Here is an 18,956-nt window from a genome sequence, read left to right as displayed (position 1 = left end):
GCGCATGGCATCGTCCCTCCCTGACCATGCGTCACTTCTCCATGAACTCAAGGAGGTCAGGCGCGCCGGACTGGTGAGGCTGCGCGGGCGCGCACTGCCCGGCCTGGAGTCGGCGGCGCGGGCGGTGCCCGCGACCGGCGCCCGGACTCCCGGTGCGGCCGTCGAGACGCTGTTGCGGCTCGCCGTGTCGCGCCTGGACGCCGGGACCCTGCGCACCGCCGCCGAGTACACCCTGGGGCTGGCCCAGGGCACCCGGGACTGGCCCGCCTCCTCCCGCCGGGCCCGAGCGGCCTCGGTGTACGGGGTGAGCGTCGAGCGGTTCCGCAAGGACCACGAGGTGATGGTCCTCGGACAGGTCGCCGAGCACGTGCTGCGGCTGGCGGCGGAGACGGCCGCGGCGCCCGCAGCGGCCGCCGTGGCCGAGGAGGGGGTCGGCACCCACCGGACCGTGCGGGTCCGGGTCGGCGAGCGGCCGGTGACGCTCACCCTCCATGTGCACCCGGTGGACCTGCTGCGCGACGTGGACGTGGTCGTCTCCCCGTCCAACGTCCACTTCGCGCTGCCCGAGCCGTACAAGTCGTCGGTCGCCGCCTCGCTGCGCCGGGCGGCCTCGGTGCGCGGCGTGACCGGTGACGTCCTGGACGACCCGGTCCACGGCGAGCTGAACAAGTGGGCCTGCCGGAACGGCACTTCGGGGCGCGCCGTGCTGCCAGGCACCGTGGCCGCCACCGGTACGGGGGCCCTGGCCGCACAGGGCGTACGACGGGTCTACCACGCTGCGGTCGCCGTTCCCCGGGCCGGGACCAACGACTACGACGTGCTGCCGTCCGACATCACCCGGGCCGCCTCCCGCGCGCTCGCGCTCCTGGCGGAGGAACACGACCGTTTCGACCCGCCGCTGCGCTCGGTGTGCTTCCCGTTGCTCGGCTCGGGCCGCGGCGGACTGGCGTACGACGTCAGCCTGGCCGCCGTATGGGCCGCCGTGGAGGCGGAGTTGGCCCGTGGGGCCGGATGGGACGTCCACTTCCTGGTGCGGACGCCCGAGGCGGCGGCACTCGTGGAGCGCATCCCCGCCGGGATCCGCCCACCGTACGACCGACGGCCGCCCGGTCGCCCCGATGGAATGGGAGAAGACCCCCGCTCCGCATGAGGGGCGCGCGGGTCGGGCGAGCGGGCGCGAGGGGGGAACCCGCTCGCCCTGGGCGCTTCAGCGGCCTGCGGGGCCGAGTGCAGACCTTGCTGCGGGGCGGGCTCACCGCGCCAGGGTGTCGGCGACCTCCAGGTCCGGCAGGTCGAGCGAGCAGATCCGTTCGGCCTCGTCGGCGGGGATGCCGAACTGACGCAGGAGGCCACGGACCACCAGGTCCGCGGACGTGGCGTCGTCGCGGTCGGGCTGCGAGTGCAGCAGCGCGCCCAGTGCCAGCGCGGCGCCCGCCGTTACCGCCAGCGCGAGGTCCAGGTCCTCCACCTCGAACCGGCCCGCGTCCACCGCGGCACGGATGTCGTGGAACGCGCGGGGCGCCAACCCGCGTTCGGACTGGGCCAGTTCGAGTCCGTGGTGCAGCAGGATCCGGCTCAGCTCCGGGTGCCGGCGGTGCAGCCGGCCGGTCATGCGGAAGCTCTGGGCGAACGCGACCGCGGGGTCGTCGACGTCCGCGGTGAGGCGGTCCATCACCGAGCCCCACCACTCCAGCGCCTCCTCGACAGCGACCCGGAAGAGGTCCTCCTTGCTGTCGAAGTGGTTGTAGAACGATCCGACCCCGATGTCGGCGAGTTCGGTGATCTCGAGGATGGGGACGTCGGTCCGCCTCTCGGCCAGCAACCGCTGTGCCGCACACACCAGCGCGGTGCGCGTCCGTGCCTTCCGCCGGTCGACGCGCCGCTGTGCGGTCTTCTCGGCCATCGCATCCTCCCCGTCCCGCCGGTACTGGCTTCCCCCGCACTCTAGTCGCTGTTCCCTGTTTCTTGAATATTTCTTCAGTTCTATTGACTGACGTCAACTTCGAAAGTGAAGCTTTCTTCAGGAGGTGGTGACCGTGGCTGTGCACGGGACGCACAACGACCTGCACTCCGAGCAGGGCGCACTCCCCGGAGAGCATCCGGGCCGGGCCGCGAACCCGGTGATCAAGGTTCACGACATCGCATGGCTGGAGTTCCTCAAGCCCGACCTGGCCCGCGCCGAGGCCTTCGCCCGGGCGTTCGGCTTCGTCACGTCGTACCGCGACACCCGCGAGCTGCACCTGCGGGGAACGCAGGCGGGAGCGCCGTGCGTGATCATCCGCAGGGGCCGCAGATCGCGGTTCCTCGGCCCGGCCTTCCGGGCCGCCGACACCCGTGACCTGCTGCGACTGGCCGACACCGTCGGCACCCGGGTGCACCCGCTGCCCCAGACCCTCGGCGGGTCCGTCGTCGACCTGGCCGATCCGGGCGGGCTGCGGGTCCGCGTCGTCGCCGACGTGGACGAGCTGCCCGCCCGGCCGGGACAGCGGCCGCAGCGGCTCAATGTCGGCGGCGGCCTCGACCGGGCCAACGACACCCAGCGACCGCCCCGGGAGCCGGCCGGCGTACGGCGCCTGGGACACGTGGTCCTCCAGAGCACCACCTACCTGCGCACCCTGAACTGGTACCTGGAGCACCTCGGCCTGATCGTCAGCGACTTCCTCTTCTACGAGGGCCAGCGCGAGCGGGGCCCGACCATGAGCTTCATCCGCTGCGACCGTGGCCGGACGCCGACCGACCACCACACCCTGGCCCTGACGCTCGGACCCTCCGACCGGTACGTGCACTCGGCGTACGAGGTGACCGACCTCGACGCGATGGCCGCCGGCGGCGAGCACCTGCTCGACGAGGGCTACCGCCGCTCCTGGGGCATCGGCCGGCACATCCTCGGCAGCCAGATCTTCGACTACTGGCGCGACCCCGACGGCTTCCTGGTCGAGCACTTCGCCGACAGCGACATGTTCGACGCCACCCTGGAGCCCGGCTGGGCCCCCATGACGGCCTCGGGCCTCGCACAGTGGGGCCCGCCGGCCACCAAGGACTTCCTCGGCATGGCCCCCGGCCGCGATGCGCTGGCCGAGCTGCGCTCGATCCTCACCGCCCTCCGATCCGACGACAACGAGTTCGACCTCGAACGCCTGCGCGGCCTGTTGAAAGTGGCAACCTCATGAGCATCTCCGTCCTCCGTACGGCCGAGGCGTGGTGGGTCGCGCTCGACGAACACCGCGCCGTCCGGGTCGAGACCGGCGCGACCACGACCGCCGAACTGCTCGCCGACCTCCCCGCGGTCCACGCGGCCCGCACGGCGACGGACGAGCCCCGCACCATCGCCGAACTCCCGCTGGTCTCCCCGGTCACCGCGCCGTGCCGGGTGGTCGCGCAGATGACCAACTTCGTCTCCCACGTGCGCGACTCGGGGATGGACCCGGCCACCGTCCCGCTGACCTTCTTCCGCAAGACGTCCGGCTCGATCAGCGGCCCGTACGACGAGATCGTCAAACCCGGCCATGTCCGCTTCCTCGACTACGAGATCGAGCTGGGCCTGGTCGTCGGACGTCCCCTGCCCGTCGGCACGCGCGTGACGGAGGCCGACTGGAAGGACCACATCGCCGGCCTGGTCATCACCAACGACGTCTCCGCACGCGACGTACAGCTTCCCAAGACCCAGTTCTACGAGGCGAAGTCCTATCCGACCTTCACCCCGGTCGGCCCCGCCCTGGTGCTCCTCGACGCCGACGAGCTGGACCGCCTCGCCGACCTCAGGCTGGTCCTCAGGGTCAACGGCGAGATCCGCCAGAACAGCGACCTGACCGACATGATCTACACCCCGCTGCAGGCCCTGCGGGAGCTCTCCCGCTTCCAGGCCCTCGCCCCCGGCGACCTCGTCCTCACCGGCACCCCCGGCGGCACCGCCCTCAAGGCCCCGCCCAAGGCCGTGGCGCTGATCGCCGCGCTCCTGCCGCCGGCCGTGAAGTGGAAGACGTTCTTCAACTCCCAGGAGAAGAACGAGAAGTACCTCCACGACGGCGACGTCCTCGAGCTGTCCATCCGCACCCCCGACGGCGCCGTCGACCTCGGTACCCAGCAGAACAAGGTGAGGTACGCGTGAGCACCGACCCGCGTACGGGGTGGCCGCGCTACGACCACCCCGACGACCTGGCAGCCATCGAGGCCACCCCGCTGGCCCAGCGCGGGCTGCCCGCCACCTCGTACGAGCTGCTGCGACGCGCGGCCGAGCAGTGGCCCGAGCGGACCGCGCTCACCGTCCTTCCGGACGCCGCGTCCTGGCGCTCGCCCAGGTCCCGCACGTACGCGGAGCTGCTCGCCGACGTGCACCGGACGGCCAACGCCCTGCACCGGCTCGGCGTCCGTCGCCACGACACCGTCGCCCTGCTCTCGCCGAACTGCGACGAGCTGATCACCGCGCTCCTGGCCGCCCAGCTCGCCGGCATCGCGACACCCGTCAACCCGGCGCTCGCCCGGGACCATGTCACCGAGCTGGTCCGCCGGGCCGGCGCCCGAGTGATCATCACCGCCTCCGAGGAGCTGGACCCCGAGGCGTACGAGACCGGCGCCGAACTGGCCGAGCAGGGCCTGGTGGACCATGTGCTGGTGCTACGGCCCACCGGTGCCGCGGACCGGAGCGCGGCCGTGGCCGACCGCCCGGACGACCGCTTCCTGGGTGAGCCGCCCACCAGCAGCGACCTGGCCTCCTTCTTCCACACCGGCGGCACCACCGGAGCCCCGAAACTCGCGGCCCACACGCACGCGAACGAGATCAGCGACGCCTGGATGATCGCTGCCAACTCCGTACTGGACCAGGACTCGGTCGTCTTCGCCGCGCTGCCCCTCTTCCACGTCAACGCGCTGGTGGTGACCCTGCTCGCGCCGCTGCTGCGCGGCCAGCAGGTCGTGTGGGCGGGCCCGTTGGGCTACCGGGACCCCGCGCTCCACGGGGACTTCTGGCGCATCGTCGAGCACTACAGGATCGCCACGATGAGCGCTGTACCGACCGTGTACGCGGTGCTGGCCGCCTGTCCGGTCGACGGGGCGGACATCGGCTCGATGCGCTGCGCGATGGTCGGCGCGTCCGCGCTGCCCGAGGGCGTGCGCGCCGGCTTCGAGCAGGCGACCGGGATTCCGCTGCTCGAGGGGTACGGACTCACCGAGGCGACCTGCGCCAGCGTGCGCGGATTCCTGGAGGTCCGCCGGCCCGGCTCGGTCGGGCAGCGGCTGCCGTACCAGAACATCAGGATCGCCGACGGTGAGCGGGACCTGCCCCCGGGCGCGGTCGGCTCCGTGCTCATCAGCGGCCCCACCGTCTTTCCGGGCTACGTCGAGGGCCGCGACGCCGACGGCCACCGGATCAGCGGCCAGGGCAAGGTGGTCGACGGCTGGCTGGACACCGGCGACCTCGGCTACCTCGACGAGGACGGCTTCCTCTACCTCACCGGGCGCGCGAAGGACCTCATCATCCGCGGAGGCCACAACATCGACCCCCGGGTCGTCGAGGACGCGCTGCTCGCGCACCCCGCGGTGACCGGCGCCCAGGCCGTCGGACAGCCGGACCGGCGGGCGGGCGAGGTCCCGGTGGCGTACGTGACCCTCGCCGACGGCACGGTCACCGAGGACGACCTGCGCGCCTGGGCCGCGGCGCACGTGAGCGAGGCCGCCGCCGCGCCCAGGGCCGTCCGTGTCCTCGACGCGCTCCCGGTCACCGCGGTCGGCAAGCCGTCCAAGCTCCCGCTGCGCGCCGACGCCACGCGCCGCGTGCTGACCGACGTCCTCGGCGACATCGACGACGTCGACGAGATCCGCGCCGACGCAGACTCCGGGACGGTGACGGTCACCGTGACACTGCGCGCCCGGGCTACGGCGGCCACGACGGCCGAAGTGGAGCGCAGGGTGGCCGACTTCGCCGTGCCCTGCCGGGTGACATCGCCGTACGAGAAGAGGGCCACGAGATGAGCGAGCCGGCACCCCCGGCACCGGGAGCCGCGACGGTGGAGACCGTGCCCGTGCTGGTGGTGGGCGCGGGGCCGGTCGGTCTGACGCTGGCCATGGAGCTGGAGCACCAGGGCGTCCGGGCCCTGGTCGTGGAGCGCAACACCTCGACCACCCGGCACCCGAAGATGGACGTCACCAACGGGCGCAGCATGGAGCTGTACCGCCGCCTCGGCGTCGCCGACGAGCTGCGCAAGGTCGCCGTCCCGTCCGATCACCCCACCAAGGTGACGTGGGCGACCAGCGCGGTCGGCTGGGAGCTGGCCTCGTTCGACTACCCCAGCGTCGACGAGACGCGCGAGACGATCCGTGACCGCGATGACGGCACCCTCCCGCTCGAACCGTGGATGCGGGTGTCCCAGGTGATCCTCGAACCGGCGCTGCGCGACCTCCTGGAGGCCCGGTCCCAGCACGTGAGCGTGCAGTACGGCTGGGCGCTGGAGAGCTTCGCGCAGGACACCGAGGGCGTCACCGCCCGTCTCGTGTCGGCGAACGGCGACAGGCGGCGCACGATCCGCGCGCAGTACCTCATCGGCTGCGACGGCGCCGGCAGCCGCACCCGCAGACAGCTGGGCACAGACCTGCACGAGATCGACCTGCGCCGGATGCTCGTCAAGGAGCTGGGACTTCCCCGTACGGCGGCGATGCTGGCCCGCGCCTACCGGGCGACCGGGGAACGCCCCATGGACGGCCGTATCTACCTCGTCCACTTCTCCACGCCGGACCGGAAGATCTTCCAGCGCTTCGGCGGCCACGTCTGGCACCTCCAGTCCCCGGAGGGCTGGACGCTGATCTCCCAGAACGACGGCGACACCTTCACCCTCCACGCCCCGCTGGGCGCCGGCACCGACGCCGACCGCATCGACCCGCGCGCGTTCGTCCACGAGCGCGTCGGCCGCAGGTTCGAGATGGACGTCCTGGTCGCCAACGCCTGGACCCCACGCCTGACCGTCGCCGACTCCTACGGCCACGGCCGGGTCTGGCTCGCCGGGGACGCCGTGCACCAGGTGCCTCCCACCGGTGGCTACGGCATGAACACCGGCGTCGGTGACGCCGTCGGACTCGGCTGGGCCCTCGCAGCGGTCCTGCAGGGCTGGGGCACCCCCGGCCTGCTGCGCGCCTACGAGCACGAGCGCCGCGCCGTGGCCCTGCGCAACCGCGGGGCCGCCGCCCGGCACAGCGTCGTCCGGGCAGCGGTCAAGGCCGCCCACCGGACCACCGCCCACAGCGAACGCTGGTCCGGAGCACGCGCCCGCCGACGGCTCGGCCGCGAGATCAGCGACCTGGGAAACCTGGAGAACGAGGCACTCGGCATCGAGCTCGGCTACCGCTACGACACCTCACCCGTCGTCTGCCCCGACCCCCACGGCCGGGCCCCGCGCCAGACCATGGACGAGTACACGCCCAGCACCTGGCCGGGCGCCCGGCCGCCGAGCCTGCTCCTCCAGGACGGCCGGGCCCTGTTCGACCTCTTCCACCACGGCTTCACCCTGCTGCGCTTCGCCGACCACGACGTCACCGCGTTCACCGACGCCGCCGAGCGCGCCATGCCTCTTGAGGTCGTCGACGTCCGTGACGCCCACGCGCGGGGCCTCTACGAGCGCGACCTCGTCCTCGTCCGCCCGGACCAGCACGTGGCCTGGCGCGGAGACACCCCGCCCGCGGACCCGCTGTACGTCATCGACCGCGTCCGGGGCGCTCACCACTGAACAGGAAACAGCGGGCCCCCGCCGCTCCACCGGGAGCGACGGGGGCCCGTGTCCGCGGTGCGGGTCAGTGCAGGGCGCCGACCTCGGTCGCCGACAGCGTCCGCGGGTAGACGTGGACCCAGGAGGCCGAGGCGATGGCGGAAGCGGAGGCGATGGCCGCCGAAGAGGGCTAGCGCGCGGTGCCGCCGGAGGCGCCCGGCGCGCTACCGGCGGCCGGCCCGCGGATAGGCTGCCACCCGCCCACGGCCCCGTGAGGGTCCGTGGGCGGGTGGCCCCGTCGCGGCCGGCAGTGAAGGAGATCCTCGGGGTGGCCGTCCGGCGCCCTGGAGCAGTGTTCGAGGCTGGAAGGCCCGAGATGTCCGACGAGAGGAAGAGCGCCGCGATCACGGTGTTCCTGGGGCGGGGCGAGTCGCCCTTCCCGCAGCGGGACGAGGCCGCGGTGCTCGCCCGCTTCGGCCCGGACGACGGTCCCGGGCTGGCGGCCTACGCGAAGGAGATCGTCAGCGAGGCCGCGGCGTTCGACATCGAATGGGGGGACCAAAGCCTCTCCTCCGGGACCGCCCATTTCCGTGAAGAAATGCGCAGGCGCCACCCGGAGCTGACGGGCGAGGCCGCCGCGGCGCTCGGCTGGTTTTTCAGTTACATGTGGCGCTGACGTACATGTGGCGCTGACGCAGGCGCGGGCGCCGGTTCTCGGAAAAACTGCTGATGTGTTTCGGAAACAGCAACGAGTGCCGAGGTGAGGGAAGCGGCAGAGGGGGAAATTCCGCCTTCCTGCTCCAGGGAATTCCGCTTCCGCTGCAAGAGGCCGGAGCACGGGCGGAGCGGCACCCGCGCAAGGCGCGCTGACCGCGTGCATCCCGGCGGACACGAGCACCGCGGCACCGGCTCTCCGGGACCGCCTACCCTTGACCCATGACCATCAGCAGCGACCGGAGCCCCGCAGTGGACGTAGCAGCACCCAAGACCTACGAAGTCCGTACCTACGGGTGCCAGATGAACGTCCACGATTCCGAGCGATTGTCCGGGCTGCTCGAAGACGCCGGGTACGTGCGCGCCCCCGAGGGGTCGGACGGGGACGCGGACGTCGTCGTCTTCAACACGTGCGCGGTGCGCGAGAACGCCGACAACCGGCTCTACGGCAACCTCGGCCGCCTCGCGTCCAAGAAGGCGGGCCACCCCGGTATGCAGATCGCGGTCGGCGGCTGCCTCGCGCAGAAGGACCGCGACACCATCGTGCAGAAGGCGCCCTGGGTGGACGTCGTCTTCGGCACGCACAACATCGGCAAGCTGCCCGTCCTGCTGGAGCGCGCCCGCGTCCAGGAAGAGGCGCAGGTCGAGATCGCCGAGTCCCTGGAGGCGTTCCCCTCCACGCTGCCGACCCGGCGCGAGAGCGCCTACGCGGCCTGGGTCTCGATCTCCGTCGGCTGCAACAACACCTGCACCTTCTGTATCGTCCCGGCCCTGCGCGGCAAGGAGAAGGACCGCCGCCCCGGCGACATCCTCGCCGAGGTCGAGGCGCTGGTCGCCGAGGGCGTCTCCGAGATCACGCTGCTCGGGCAGAACGTCAACGCCTACGGCTCCGACATCGGTGACCGCGAGGCCTTCAGCAAGCTGCTGCGCGCCTGCGGCAAGATCGAGGGCCTGGAGCGGATCCGCTTCACCTCCCCGCACCCGCGCGACTTCACCGACGACGTCATCGCCGCCATGGCCGAGACGCCGAATGTCATGCCGCAGCTGCACATGCCGCTCCAGTCCGGCTCGGACACCGTCCTGAAGGCGATGCGCCGCTCCTACCGGCAGGATCGCTACCTCGGGATCATCGAGAAGGTGCGGGCCTCCATCCCGCACGCCGCGATCACCACCGACATCATCGTGGGCTTCCCGGGGGAGACGGAGGAGGACTTCGAGCAGACCCTCCACGTCGTCCGCGAGGCCCGCTTCACGCAGGCGTTCACCTTCCAGTACTCCAAGCGGCCCGGCACCCCCGCCGCCACCATGGACGACCAGATCCCCAAGGAGGTCGTCCAGGCGCGCTACGAGCGACTCGTCGCCCTCCAGGAGGAGATCTCCTGGGAGGAGAACAAGAAGCAGGTCGGCCGCACCCTGGAGCTGATGGTCGCCGAGGGCGAGGGCCGCAAGGACGGCGCCACCCACCGCCTGTCCGGCCGCGCCCACGACAACCGGCTGGTCCACTTCACCAAGCCGGAGCAGGACGTCCGCCCCGGCGACGTGGTCACCGTCGAGATCACGTACGCCGCCCCGCACCACCTCCTCGCCGAGGGCTCCGTCCTCGACGTGCGCCGCACGCGCGCGGGCGACGCGTGGGAGAAGCGCAACGCCGCGGAGGCTGCCAAGCCGGCCGGCGTGATGCTGGGGCTGCCGACGATCGGGGTGCCGGCGCCGCTGCCGGCCGCCACGAGCGGCTGCGCGCTGGACTGAGCACACCCGGAACCGAGGGGCAGGGGGGCGGCACATGGCGCACTGGACGGTTCTCGCACAGTTCGGTTACGGGGAGCAGTACCGCAGCGAGGAGGCGGCGCGCTTCGAGGGCACCCCGGAGGAGGCCCGCGCCCGCCTCTACGAGCTCGCCTGCACCCATCGCCCCCGCCCCGGGCTGCGCCAGAAGCGCCGTGACGTCTACCGGATCGGGGACGGGGACGCCTACTGCACGAACATCGAGGGTCTGGTCTCCACGTTCCGCGTGGTCTACCGGCTTGCCGAGCTGGTGTGGAGCTCCGACCCGGTGCCACCCCCCTGGCAGTAGGCTCCCGATCATGCTTGTCGCCGCAGCCGTCTGCCCCTGCCCGCCGCTGCTCGTGCCCGAGGTCGCCGCGGGTGCCGCACCCGAACTGGACACCGTGCGGGCGGCGTGCACCGACGCGCTCGGCGTGCTCGCCGCCGCCCGCCCCGATCTGCTGGTGGTCGTCGGGCCCGCCGAGCAGAGCGGGCGGGGCCGGCACCCGCAGGGCACCCCGGGCTCCTTCCGGGGCTTCGGCGTCGACGTGGACGTACGCCTCGGCGTGGCCACGGTCGCCGCCACAGAGCGTGAGCTGCCCACGTCACTGGCCGTCGGCGCCTGGCTGCTGGAGCGCACCGGCTGGGCGGACGCCCCGATCGAGGGGCTCGGCGTCGGGGAACCGTTCGCGCCCGAGCGGTGCGTCGAGACCGGGCGGGACATCGCCGCCCGAGCCGGGCGGGTGGCGCTGCTGGTGATGGGCGATGCCAGCGCGTGCCGCACGCTCAAGGCACCGGGATACCTGGACGAGCGGGCGGCGCCCTTCGACGCCGAGGTCGCCCGTGCGCTGGGGACGGCGGACGTGGCGGCCGTCGAGGCGCTGGACGCCGAGCTGGCGTACGAGCTGAAGGCCTCCGGCCGCGCGCCCTGGCAGGTCCTCGCCGGAGCGGCCGAGGGGGCGGGCCTGAGCGGGGCACTGCTCTACGACGACGCGCCGTACGGCGTCGGGTACCTGGTCGCCACCTGGTCCTAGGCGTCGTCCGGCGGCGGAGAAGTGCTGGGCGTCGTCCGGCGGCGGAGAAGTGCTGGGCGTCGTCCGGCGGCGGAGAAGTGCTGGGCGTCGTCCGGCGGTGAAGGAGCCCCAGGCATCGCCCGGCGGCGAAGAAGCCCGAGGCGTTGCCCCGAGGCGGAGACGAAACGGCGGACGGCCGGGAGCGTTGGCGCTCCACGGCCGTCCGCCGATCCGCGTGTCGTTCAGGAAGCCGGTGGCGGGCCCTCCGGCCGGGTGGGGGTCGCGGCGTCGCCGGCCTTTGGACCCTCCTTGTGCGCCAGGCGGTCCATCGCCCCCTTCGCCTTGTCCGTACCGGCATGGATCTTGTCGCTGTACTTGCCCTTGGTCCGCTCGTCCACGGCCTTGGCGGCCTTGTCGAGGCTGTGCTGGACCTTGCCCCCGTGCTTCTGGGCGAGATCCGACACCTTGTCCTTGGCCGGGGCGAGCTTGGCCTTCACGTTGTCCATCAGACCCATGGTCCACCTTCCCTCACGGGGACAGTCATGTGCGGGCGCCCTCACCGGCCTCGCTGTCGGCGGCCTCGTCCGCGGACTGCTGCTTGGGGATCTCGGCGCTCTCGGCCGCGCCGGAATCGGCGGCCTTCGCCTCCGCCGCCTCGATCTCGCGCCCGTCCTCGGCCGGCCCCTTCGCCTCCGCTGCCCGATCCGCTTCCGCCACCGCCTCGGCCGCTCCCGACTCGGTGTCGGTCTGCACCTCGTCGGGCGCCGCCTCCTGCGTCGCCTTCGACCTGCCGAGGAGCCGTGCAAAAACGCCCATATCCACTCCTTACGTTACTCGTGCGGGCGAAATCCCGCGTCACACGGTGCGTCCGTTTGCGCCACCCGGGTCACCATGTCCGGCGACCGGCGGGCACCTCGGTGCAACGACGTGGGATGCGTACCGTCACGTAACCCGTTCGAGGCGTGGTCGTGAGGTTTGCGAGACTGGTGCGGTGAGCAGTGCATCTTCAGCCCCCCGCGTCATCGCCGTCGTCGGACCCACAGCGGCCGGAAAGTCCGATCTGGGCGTTTTCCTGGCCCAACGACTCGGTGGCGAGGTCGTCAACGCCGACTCCATGCAGCTCTATCGAGGGATGGACATCGGCACCGCCAAGCTGACGCGCGAGGAGCGCGGCGGCATCCCCCACCACCTGCTGGACATCTGGGACGTGACGGTCACCGCCTCCGTCGCCGAGTACCAGAAGCTGGCCCGCGCCCGGATCGACGCCCTGCTCGCCGAGGGCCGCTGGCCGATCCTGGTCGGCGGCTCCGGCCTCTACGTCCGCGGAGCCGTCGACAACCTGGAGTTCCCCGGCACCGACCCCGTGGTCAGGGCCCGCCTGGAGGAGGAGCTGGCGCTGCGTGGCTCCGGGGCGCTGCACGCCCGCCTGGCCGCCGCCGACCCCGAGGCCGCCCGCGCGATCCTGCCCAGCAACGGCCGCCGGATCGTCCGCGCCCTGGAAGTGATCGAGATCACCGGGCAGCCCTTCACGGCCAACCTTCCCGGCCACGACTCCGTCTACGACACCGTCCAGATCGGTGTCGACGTCGCGCGTCCCGAACTCGACGAGCGCATCGCGCGCCGTGTCGACCGGATGTGGGACGCGGGCCTCGTCGACGAGGTGCGCGCCCTGGAGGCGCAGGGGCTGCGCGAGGGCGTCACGGCCTCGCGCGCGCTGGGCTACCAGCAGGTACTCGCTGCGCTCGCCGGGGACTGCACCGAAGCGGAAGCGCGGGACGAGACCGTACGCGCCACCAAGCGCTTCGCGCGCCGTCAGGATTCATGGTTCAGGCGCGATCCGCGCGTGCACTGGCTGAGTGGGGCCGCGGCGGACCGCGGGGAACTTCCGCGGCAGGCCCTGGCGTTGGTCGAACGACCGGTCACAGCCTGATCACGTCATGGCATCGGGATGCGCCGCCGGTCAACGGGGCGCGCGGCGCCGTGCCATCATCGTGCTTCGATCGACCAAGTGGAGTCCTAGTTGGGAGGGCGCGTGGCGATGGAGGCCGGCCCTCGCGACACCGCACAAAGTGCCGAGCACGTCACCACAGACGGTGACGAGCCGGACCGGCGCGAGGACTCTCTGGGCGACCTGACCGACGACGGGCCCGACGAGACCCCGGGCGGCGTGACCGCCGACGGGCCGGCGCCCGAGGAGATGTACGCGAGCGGTCCGGAGGTCGAGGTCGAGCTGCGCCCGCAGCGGCGACTGCGCATCTGGCAGCTCGCGCCCATCGTGGCCCTGGCCGCCGGCGGCTCCCTGATGTTCGCCTTCCCGCTCGCCTTCGACTTCGGCGACAGCGGCGCGGTGATCGCCATGCTGGGCCTGCTGATCTGCTCCTGCGCCGCGGGCTGGGGCATGATGGCCGCCCGCCGGGTGGGCTACACCTGGCCGGGCCTGCCGGCCCGCGGCTCGGGCCGCCGCCCGGACTGGCGGGTGGTGCTCGGGTACGTCCTGCTGGTCGCCGTCGTGGTCACCCTTGCCGTCTGGCGCGTGGCAAGGCTCCGCTGAGGCGCCCCGACCCGCACCGTCGCACCGGCCTGCCCCGTCCCGTCGGTCCTCACCGACCCGCAGTTCGACAGCGCCCTTCCCTTACGATCGAGGCATGAGCACGCGCACGCGGATCCCCTTCCTCAAGGGCCACGGCACCGAGAACGACTTCGTGATCGTCCCGGACCCCGAGAACACCCTCGACCTCACGCCGGAGGCCGTCGCCGCCCTGTGCGACCGCCGCGCCGGCATCGGCGGCGACGGCGTGCTGCACGTCGTACGGTCCGCCGCGCACCCGGAGGCCCGGGAGATGGCCGGCGCGGCGGAGTGGTTCATGGACTACCGCAACGGTGACGGCTCGATCGCGGAGATGTGCGGCAACGGCACTCGGGTGTTCGCCCGCTACCTCCAGCACGCCGGACTCGTGGGCGAGGGCGACCTCGCGATCGCCACGCGCGCGGGCGTGAAGAATGTGCACATCGCGAAGACTGCTCCCCATAGCGGCTCCGCCGCGGGGGACGTCACCATCGGCATGGGCAGGGCCCGCCTGCCCGAGGGCGAGGTCTTCGTGAGCGTCGGCGAGCGCAGCTGGCCCGCGCGCAACGTGAACATGGGAAACCCGCACGCGGTCGCCTTCGTCGATGACCTCGCGCACGCCGGCAACCTGTACGCACCGCCGCCGGTCAGCCCGGCCGCCGCCTACCCGGACGGGGTCAACGTCGAGTTCGTCGTCGACCGCGGTCCCCGTCACGTCGCGATGCGCGTGCACGAGCGCGGCTCCGGCGAGACCCGCTCCTGCGGCACCGGCGCGTGCGCGGTCGCCGTGGCCACCGCCCGGCGTGACGGCGCCGACCCGGCCGTCACCGGCACGCCGGTGACGTACACCGTGGACGTGCCCGGCGGGCGCCTCGTCATCACCGAACGGCCCGACGGCGAGATCGAGATGACCGGCCCCGCCGTGATCGTCGCCGAGGGCGAGATCGACTCCGAGTGGCTGGAAAACGCGCTCCGCTGACCTGGGGAAACCGTGCAACGAGCGGCTTCGGACGCCGGGTTCGGTGATTTTCGGCGGCCGGGACCATTCGAAATCGCGGCCGAGTACAGGGCAGGTGGCGCAAACTCTAAACCTCCTCGTCGTCGCTCGATTGGGTGATCCGTTTCACGCTCGGCGAGAGGCGGTCAGTCGCACGTGGTGGGCTCGGTAGCATCAAGCACCGGCACGGACGGGGGAACGTCGCCATCCCTGAGCCGCGCATGTCCTGGGCTCCGTCCGCCGGTCGACGAGCCGGAGGTGCCCATGAGTGCGGAGGCCACGAACCCTGCGACCCCTGGCCCGGTAGCGCCCACGGCGCCCACAGTGGCCCGCAGGAAGTCCCGGGCCCGGATCGACCTGCGCAGGCTCGGCCGGGCCGCGCTGCTCGGCCCCGCCGTGCGCGGCCGGCTGCCCGACGCGATCAGCCACGTCGTGGAGGCGCACCGCGCCCACCACCCCGACGCGGACCTCGAACCCCTGCGCCGCGCCTACGTCCTGGCCGAGTCCTCGCACCGCGGCCAGATGCGCAAGAGCGGCGAGCCGTACATCACGCACCCGCTCGCCGTGACCCTGATCCTCGCCGAACTCGGGGCCGAGACCACCACCTTGACGGCCTCTCTGCTCCACGACACCGTCGAAGACACCGATGTGACGCTGGACCAGGTGCGGGAGCAGTTCGGGGAGGAGGTGCGTTACCTGGTCGACGGCGTCACGAAGCTGGAGAAGGTCGACTACGGAGCGGCGGCCGAGCCCGAGACCTTCCGCAAGATGCTCGTCGCCACGGGCAGCGACGTGCGCGTGATGTCGATCAAACTCGCCGACCGCCTGCACAACATGCGCACCCTCGGCGTGATGCGCCCCGAGAAACAGGCCCGGATCGCCAAGGTCACCCGCGACGTCCTCATCCCGCTCGCCGAACGCCTCGGCGTGCAGGCCCTGAAGACCGAACTGGAAGACCTCGTCTTCGCCATCCTCCACCCCGAGGAGTACGAACACACCCGGGAGCTGATCGCCGTGAACGCGGCTCGCTCCGACGACCCCCTCGCGGAGATCGCCGACGAGGTCCGCGGAGTGCTGCGCGAGGCCGACATTCCGGCCGAAGTCCTCATCCGCCCCCGCCATTTCGTCTCGGTCCACCGCGTGGCCCGCAAACGCGGAGAACTGCGCGGCGCCGACTTCGGCCGCCTCCTGGTGCTCGTGAACGAGGACGCGGACTGTTACGGCGTCCTCGGCGAACTGCACACCTGCATGACCCCGGTCGTCTCGGAGTTCAAGGACTTCATCGCCGTACCGAAGTTCAACCTCTACCAGTCCCTGCACACCGCGGTCGCCCGCGCGGACGGCCAGGTCGCCGAAGTCCTCATCCGCACCCACCAGATGCACAAGGTCGCCGAGGCCGGCGTGGTCGCCCTCGGCAACCCGTACGCACCCGGCTCCGACGACCCGGCCGACGGCGAGCGCGCCGACCCCACCCGTCCCGGCTGGCTCTCCCGCCTCCTCGACTGGCAGCAGGGCGCGCCCGACCCGGACACCTTCTGGTCCACCCTGCGCGAGGACCTCGCCCAGGACCGCGAGATCACCGTGTTCCGGCCCGACGGCGGCACCCTGGGCCTGCCCGAGGGCGCCACCTGTGTGGACGCCGCCTACGCGCAGTACGGCGAGGACGCCCACGCCTGCATCGGCGCCCGCGTCAATGGCCGCCTGGCGACGCTCAGCACGGTGCTGAGGGACGGCGACACGGTCCAGCTCCTCATGGGCCAGGACCCGGCCTCCGAGCCCTCCCGCGAGTGGCTGGAGCACGCCCACACCCCGGCCGCCCGCATCGCCATCCAGCGGTGGCTGGCCACGCATCCGGCCGGGGACGCGGAGGGCGGGACCGAGGGAGCGGGAGGCGGGACCATCGCGGCCGCGGCGAGCGGTGCGGAGGGCGCTTCCGCCAGATCCGGCGGAAGCGGCGCGGGCACGGGAGGCGGCGCGGCCGGGGCGAGCGGTACGGCCGCCCGGTCCGCCGGGACCGACAGCGCCCCCGCGGGCCGCCCGCGCGGCGCCGACGTCCTGGCGGACCGCCCCGGGGCCACCGTGCGTCTGGCCGGGTGCTGTACGCCCGTACCGCCCGACGAGATCACCGGCTTCGCCGTGCGCGGGGGAGTGGTGACCGTGCACCGCGCGGGGTGCGCGGCGGTGGAGCACATGAAGAGCCGGGGGCGCGCGGAGATCGGCGTGCGCTGGGGAGACACCACCGCATGCCGGGTCACCCTGGTCGCTGAATCGTTCGGTCGCCCCCACCTCCTCGCCGACCTCACCGAGGCGATCGCCCTGCAGGGCGCCGAGATCGTCTCCGCGACCGTGGAACCCCCCAGCCAGCAGCGGGTGCGCCACACCTACACCCTGGAGCTGCCCGACGCGGCCCACCTGCCGGCCCTCATGCGCGCGATGCGCGACGTGGCCGGGGTGTACGACGTGAGCAGGGCCCAGCACCAGGCGCCGGCCTCCTGAAGCGACGCCGGGCTTCCTGAGAAAGGCGCTCCGGACCAACCCGTTCGAGTGGGCCGGGCGCGCGTCGCCGCCGTGACACACGCGCGCGCTGGTAGCGGTGTTGCATGCCGCTCACCCCCCGCCCGCGCGCGAACCACCGGCCCCTGCGCCGCCGGACGGCGGCCCTGCTCGCCTCCGCCGTCTCCGTCTGCCTCCTCGCCGCCGCCGCACCCGCCCAGCCCCTGGGCGTCGGCGACCGCCTCTACCCGTACCTGGGCAACCCGGGATACGACGTGGCGTCGTACGACCTGTCCTTCACCTATCCCGGCTCCAACGACAAGCCGCTCCAGGCCGTCACCACCATCGACGCCTGGGCGACCACCGACCTGGACCGCGTCAACCTCGACTTCGCGCACGGCAAGGTCGAATCCGTCGAGGTCGACGGCCGCCGCGCCGGCTTCACCGGCGCCGGCGAGGACCTGGTCGTCACGCCGGACCGCCCCCTGCACAAGGGGCACTGGACCCGGATCATCGTGAAGCACACCAGCGATCCCGTCGCCGGCAAGGACGAGGACGGCGGCTGGGTGCGCACCACCGACGGCCTCGCCATGGCCAACCAGGCCGACGCCGCCCACCTGGTCTTCCCCTGCAACGACCACCCGTCCGACAAGGCGATGTTCACCATCCACGTCACCGCCCCGAACGGTTACACCGCCGTCGCCAACGGTGTACCCACCGGAGCGAACCGGGTCGGCGGCACCACCACCTGGACCTACCGCACCGAGCACCCCATGGCCACCGAACTCACCCAGGTGTCCATCGGCCGCTCCGCCGTCCTGCACCGCGAGGGACCGCACGGGCTGCCGGTCCGGGACGTCGTGCCCAGCGCCGACCGCAAGGAACTCGAACCCTGGCTCGCGAAGACGCCCGACCAGATCGCCTGGCTGGAGAGCAAGGTCGGCACGTTCCCGTTCGAGACGTACGGCGTGCTCATGGCGCAGGCCTCCACCGGATTCGAACTGGAGACGCAGACCCTCTCGCTCTTCGAGAAGCGCCTGTTCACCGAGCCCGACTACCCCAAGTGGTACCTCGAGTCGATCATGGTGCACGAGCTGTCCCACCAGTGGTTCGGCGACAGCGTCAGCCCCCGCACCTGGTCCGACGTCTGGCTGAACGAGGGCCACGCCACCTGGTACGAGTCCCTCTACGCGGAGGAGAAGGCGCACAAGCCCATGAAGGACCGGATGAAGGCCGCCTACAGCGCCTCCGACAGCTGGCGCGCCTCCGGCGGCCCGCCCGCCCGGCCCAAGCCGCCCGCGCCCGGCCAGAAGATCGGCATCTTCCGTCCCAACATCTACGACGGCGCCGCGCTGGCCCTCTACGCCCTGCGCCAGGAGATCGGCGTACGGGCCTTCGAGCGCCTGGAGAAGCTGTGGGTCAAACAGCACCGGGACTCCACCGCCACCACCGCCGACTTCGTCCGCCTCGCCTCGGCCGTCGCCGGGCGCGACCTGAGCGGATTCCTGAAGGACTGGCTGTACGGCGAGAAGACCCCGCCGATGCCCGGCCACCCGGACTGGAAGAGCATGGAGCCGGCCAAGGGCGCCAAGAACACCGAAGACGCCAGGCATGCCAAGGGTCCGGCCCGGAAATAAGGCGGTGACGAGACGGGCCGTACCGTGCGACCATCTTCAGGTCGGCGCGGCACGGACACGGGAATCTCCCGGGGCTCCCAC

At 72.4% G+C, this 18,956-nt stretch carries 17 protein-coding genes; 14 read left to right on the top strand and 3 right to left on the bottom strand.

The genetic code is table 11. The annotated features are described in order from the left end of the window. The first annotated feature begins 4 nt into the window (after positions 1-4). Positions 5-1,150 (top strand): hypothetical protein, encoded by a 1,146-nt coding sequence (locus ACIRVH_RS28040; RefSeq protein ID WP_403958444.1) that lies wholly within the window; start codon positions 5-7, stop codon positions 1,148-1,150. A gap of 102 nt (positions 1,151-1,252) precedes the next feature. Here the strand turns inward: ACIRVH_RS28040 and ACIRVH_RS28035 are convergent, their stop codons facing one another. After that, positions 1,253-1,903: a TetR/AcrR family transcriptional regulator gene (locus tag ACIRVH_RS28035; protein ID WP_403958441.1), complete on the bottom strand. Its 651-nt coding sequence runs from the start codon at positions 1,901-1,903 to the stop codon at positions 1,253-1,255. A 139-nt stretch (positions 1,904-2,042) separates the two neighbouring features. Here ACIRVH_RS28035 and ACIRVH_RS28030 point away from each other — a divergent pair, with 139 nt between their 5' ends. The 8 genes from ACIRVH_RS28030 (at position 2,043) to ACIRVH_RS27995 (ending at position 11,203) form a co-directional block, all read left to right on the top strand. Beyond that, positions 2,043-3,170, top strand: a complete 1,128-nt coding sequence (locus ACIRVH_RS28030; RefSeq protein WP_403958581.1) for a VOC family protein — start codon at positions 2,043-2,045, stop codon at positions 3,168-3,170. Then, complete coding sequence (locus ACIRVH_RS28025; RefSeq protein WP_403958438.1) at positions 3,167-4,108, top strand: fumarylacetoacetate hydrolase family protein; 942 nt, start codon at positions 3,167-3,169, stop codon at positions 4,106-4,108. Before ACIRVH_RS28030 ends, ACIRVH_RS28025 begins: the two co-directional genes overlap by 4 nt. Continuing rightward, positions 4,105-5,967, top strand: a complete 1,863-nt coding sequence (locus tag ACIRVH_RS28020; RefSeq protein ID WP_403958435.1) for an acyl-CoA synthetase — start codon at positions 4,105-4,107, stop codon at positions 5,965-5,967. The genes ACIRVH_RS28025 and ACIRVH_RS28020 overlap by 4 nt, the downstream gene beginning before the upstream one ends. Next, on the top strand, positions 5,964-7,712 hold the full coding sequence (locus tag ACIRVH_RS28015) for an FAD-dependent monooxygenase (RefSeq protein ID WP_403958431.1): 1,749 nt from the start codon (positions 5,964-5,966) through the stop codon (positions 7,710-7,712). Before ACIRVH_RS28020 ends, ACIRVH_RS28015 begins: the two co-directional genes overlap by 4 nt. 355 nt (positions 7,713-8,067) lie before the next feature. Beyond that, positions 8,068-8,367, top strand: coding sequence for a hypothetical protein (locus tag ACIRVH_RS28010; RefSeq protein ID WP_403958428.1), 300 nt, complete (start codon positions 8,068-8,070; stop codon positions 8,365-8,367). A 260-nt stretch (positions 8,368-8,627) separates the two neighbouring features. Further along, positions 8,628-10,154, top strand: a complete 1,527-nt coding sequence (gene miaB / locus ACIRVH_RS28005) for a tRNA (N6-isopentenyl adenosine(37)-C2)-methylthiotransferase MiaB (protein ID WP_403958424.1) — start codon at positions 8,628-8,630, stop codon at positions 10,152-10,154. 34 nt (positions 10,155-10,188) lie between these two features. Further along, the gene (locus tag ACIRVH_RS28000) at positions 10,189-10,479 is read left to right on the top strand and encodes a hypothetical protein (protein ID WP_403958421.1); all 291 of its coding nucleotides are present in this window, start codon (positions 10,189-10,191) and stop codon (positions 10,477-10,479) included. A gap of 10 nt (positions 10,480-10,489) precedes the next feature. Continuing rightward, positions 10,490-11,203 (top strand): class III extradiol dioxygenase subunit B-like domain-containing protein, encoded by a 714-nt coding sequence (locus ACIRVH_RS27995; RefSeq protein ID WP_403958418.1) that lies wholly within the window; start codon positions 10,490-10,492, stop codon positions 11,201-11,203. A 221-nt stretch (positions 11,204-11,424) separates the two neighbouring features. Here the strand turns inward: ACIRVH_RS27995 and ACIRVH_RS27990 are convergent, their stop codons facing one another. Both ACIRVH_RS27990 and ACIRVH_RS27985 read right to left on the bottom strand, forming a co-directional pair. Then, entirely contained in the window at positions 11,425-11,697 is a 273-nt protein-coding gene (locus ACIRVH_RS27990) for an antitoxin (RefSeq protein WP_403958415.1), read from the bottom strand. A gap of 25 nt (positions 11,698-11,722) precedes the next feature. Continuing rightward, a complete protein-coding gene (locus ACIRVH_RS27985) occupies positions 11,723-11,998 on the bottom strand; it encodes a hypothetical protein (protein ID WP_403958412.1) in 276 nt (91 codons plus the stop codon). 175 nt (positions 11,999-12,173) lie between these two features. Between ACIRVH_RS27985 and miaA the strand changes: the two genes are divergently transcribed. The 5 genes from miaA to ACIRVH_RS27960 all read left to right on the top strand — a co-directional run bounded on the left by miaA (position 12,174) and on the right by ACIRVH_RS27960 (position 18,875). Continuing rightward, a complete protein-coding gene (gene miaA, locus ACIRVH_RS27980; protein WP_403958410.1) occupies positions 12,174-13,112 on the top strand; it encodes a tRNA (adenosine(37)-N6)-dimethylallyltransferase MiaA in 939 nt (312 codons plus the stop codon). A 108-nt stretch (positions 13,113-13,220) separates the two neighbouring features. Further along, complete coding sequence (locus ACIRVH_RS27975) at positions 13,221-13,733, top strand: hypothetical protein (protein ID WP_403958578.1); 513 nt, start codon at positions 13,221-13,223, stop codon at positions 13,731-13,733. A gap of 94 nt (positions 13,734-13,827) precedes the next feature. Next, the gene (gene dapF, locus ACIRVH_RS27970; protein ID WP_403958407.1) at positions 13,828-14,727 is read left to right on the top strand and encodes a diaminopimelate epimerase; all 900 of its coding nucleotides are present in this window, start codon (positions 13,828-13,830) and stop codon (positions 14,725-14,727) included. A gap of 282 nt (positions 14,728-15,009) precedes the next feature. Further along, positions 15,010-17,241 carry a RelA/SpoT family protein gene (locus tag ACIRVH_RS27965; RefSeq protein ID WP_403958404.1) on the top strand — a complete coding sequence of 744 codons (2,232 nt, stop codon included), beginning with the start codon at positions 15,010-15,012 and terminating at the stop codon, positions 17,239-17,241. 104 nt (positions 17,242-17,345) lie between these two features. Further along, entirely contained in the window at positions 17,346-18,875 is a 1,530-nt protein-coding gene (locus tag ACIRVH_RS27960; protein ID WP_403958401.1) for a M1 family metallopeptidase, read from the top strand. Positions 18,876-18,956 lie beyond the last annotated feature (81 nt).

It is taken from the genome of Streptomyces sp. NPDC101165 (genome assembly GCF_044768135.1).
In the GTDB taxonomy this organism is placed as follows: domain Bacteria; phylum Actinomycetota; class Actinomycetes; order Streptomycetales; family Streptomycetaceae; genus Streptomyces.
Note: the sequence above shows the minus strand (reverse complement) of the source record. Positions and strands in the feature narration are given on the sequence as shown.

Coding starts and splice junctions, on each gene's coding strand:
- ACIRVH_RS27965 (WP_403958404.1), top strand. CDS start 15,010: ATGAGTGCGGAGGCCACGAACCCTGCGACCCCTGGCCCGGTAGCGCCC.
- ACIRVH_RS28010 (WP_403958428.1), top strand. CDS start 8,068: ATGTCCGACGAGAGGAAGAGCGCCGCGATCACGGTGTTCCTGGGGCGG.
- dapF (WP_403958407.1), top strand. CDS start 13,828: ATGAGCACGCGCACGCGGATCCCCTTCCTCAAGGGCCACGGCACCGAG.
- ACIRVH_RS27975 (WP_403958578.1), top strand. CDS start 13,221: ATGGAGGCCGGCCCTCGCGACACCGCACAAAGTGCCGAGCACGTCACC.
- ACIRVH_RS27990 (WP_403958415.1), bottom strand. CDS start 11,697: ATGGGTCTGATGGACAACGTGAAGGCCAAGCTCGCCCCGGCCAAGGAC.
- ACIRVH_RS28000 (WP_403958421.1), top strand. CDS start 10,189: ATGGCGCACTGGACGGTTCTCGCACAGTTCGGTTACGGGGAGCAGTAC.
- ACIRVH_RS28035 (WP_403958441.1), bottom strand. CDS start 1,903: ATGGCCGAGAAGACCGCACAGCGGCGCGTCGACCGGCGGAAGGCACGG.
- ACIRVH_RS28025 (WP_403958438.1), top strand. CDS start 3,167: ATGAGCATCTCCGTCCTCCGTACGGCCGAGGCGTGGTGGGTCGCGCTC.
- ACIRVH_RS27960 (WP_403958401.1), top strand. CDS start 17,346: ATGCCGCTCACCCCCCGCCCGCGCGCGAACCACCGGCCCCTGCGCCGC.
- ACIRVH_RS27995 (WP_403958418.1), top strand. CDS start 10,490: ATGCTTGTCGCCGCAGCCGTCTGCCCCTGCCCGCCGCTGCTCGTGCCC.
- ACIRVH_RS28040 (WP_403958444.1), top strand. CDS start 5: ATGGCATCGTCCCTCCCTGACCATGCGTCACTTCTCCATGAACTCAAG.
- ACIRVH_RS28015 (WP_403958431.1), top strand. CDS start 5,964: ATGAGCGAGCCGGCACCCCCGGCACCGGGAGCCGCGACGGTGGAGACC.
- ACIRVH_RS27985 (WP_403958412.1), bottom strand. CDS start 11,998: ATGGGCGTTTTTGCACGGCTCCTCGGCAGGTCGAAGGCGACGCAGGAG.
- miaB (WP_403958424.1), top strand. CDS start 8,628: ATGACCATCAGCAGCGACCGGAGCCCCGCAGTGGACGTAGCAGCACCC.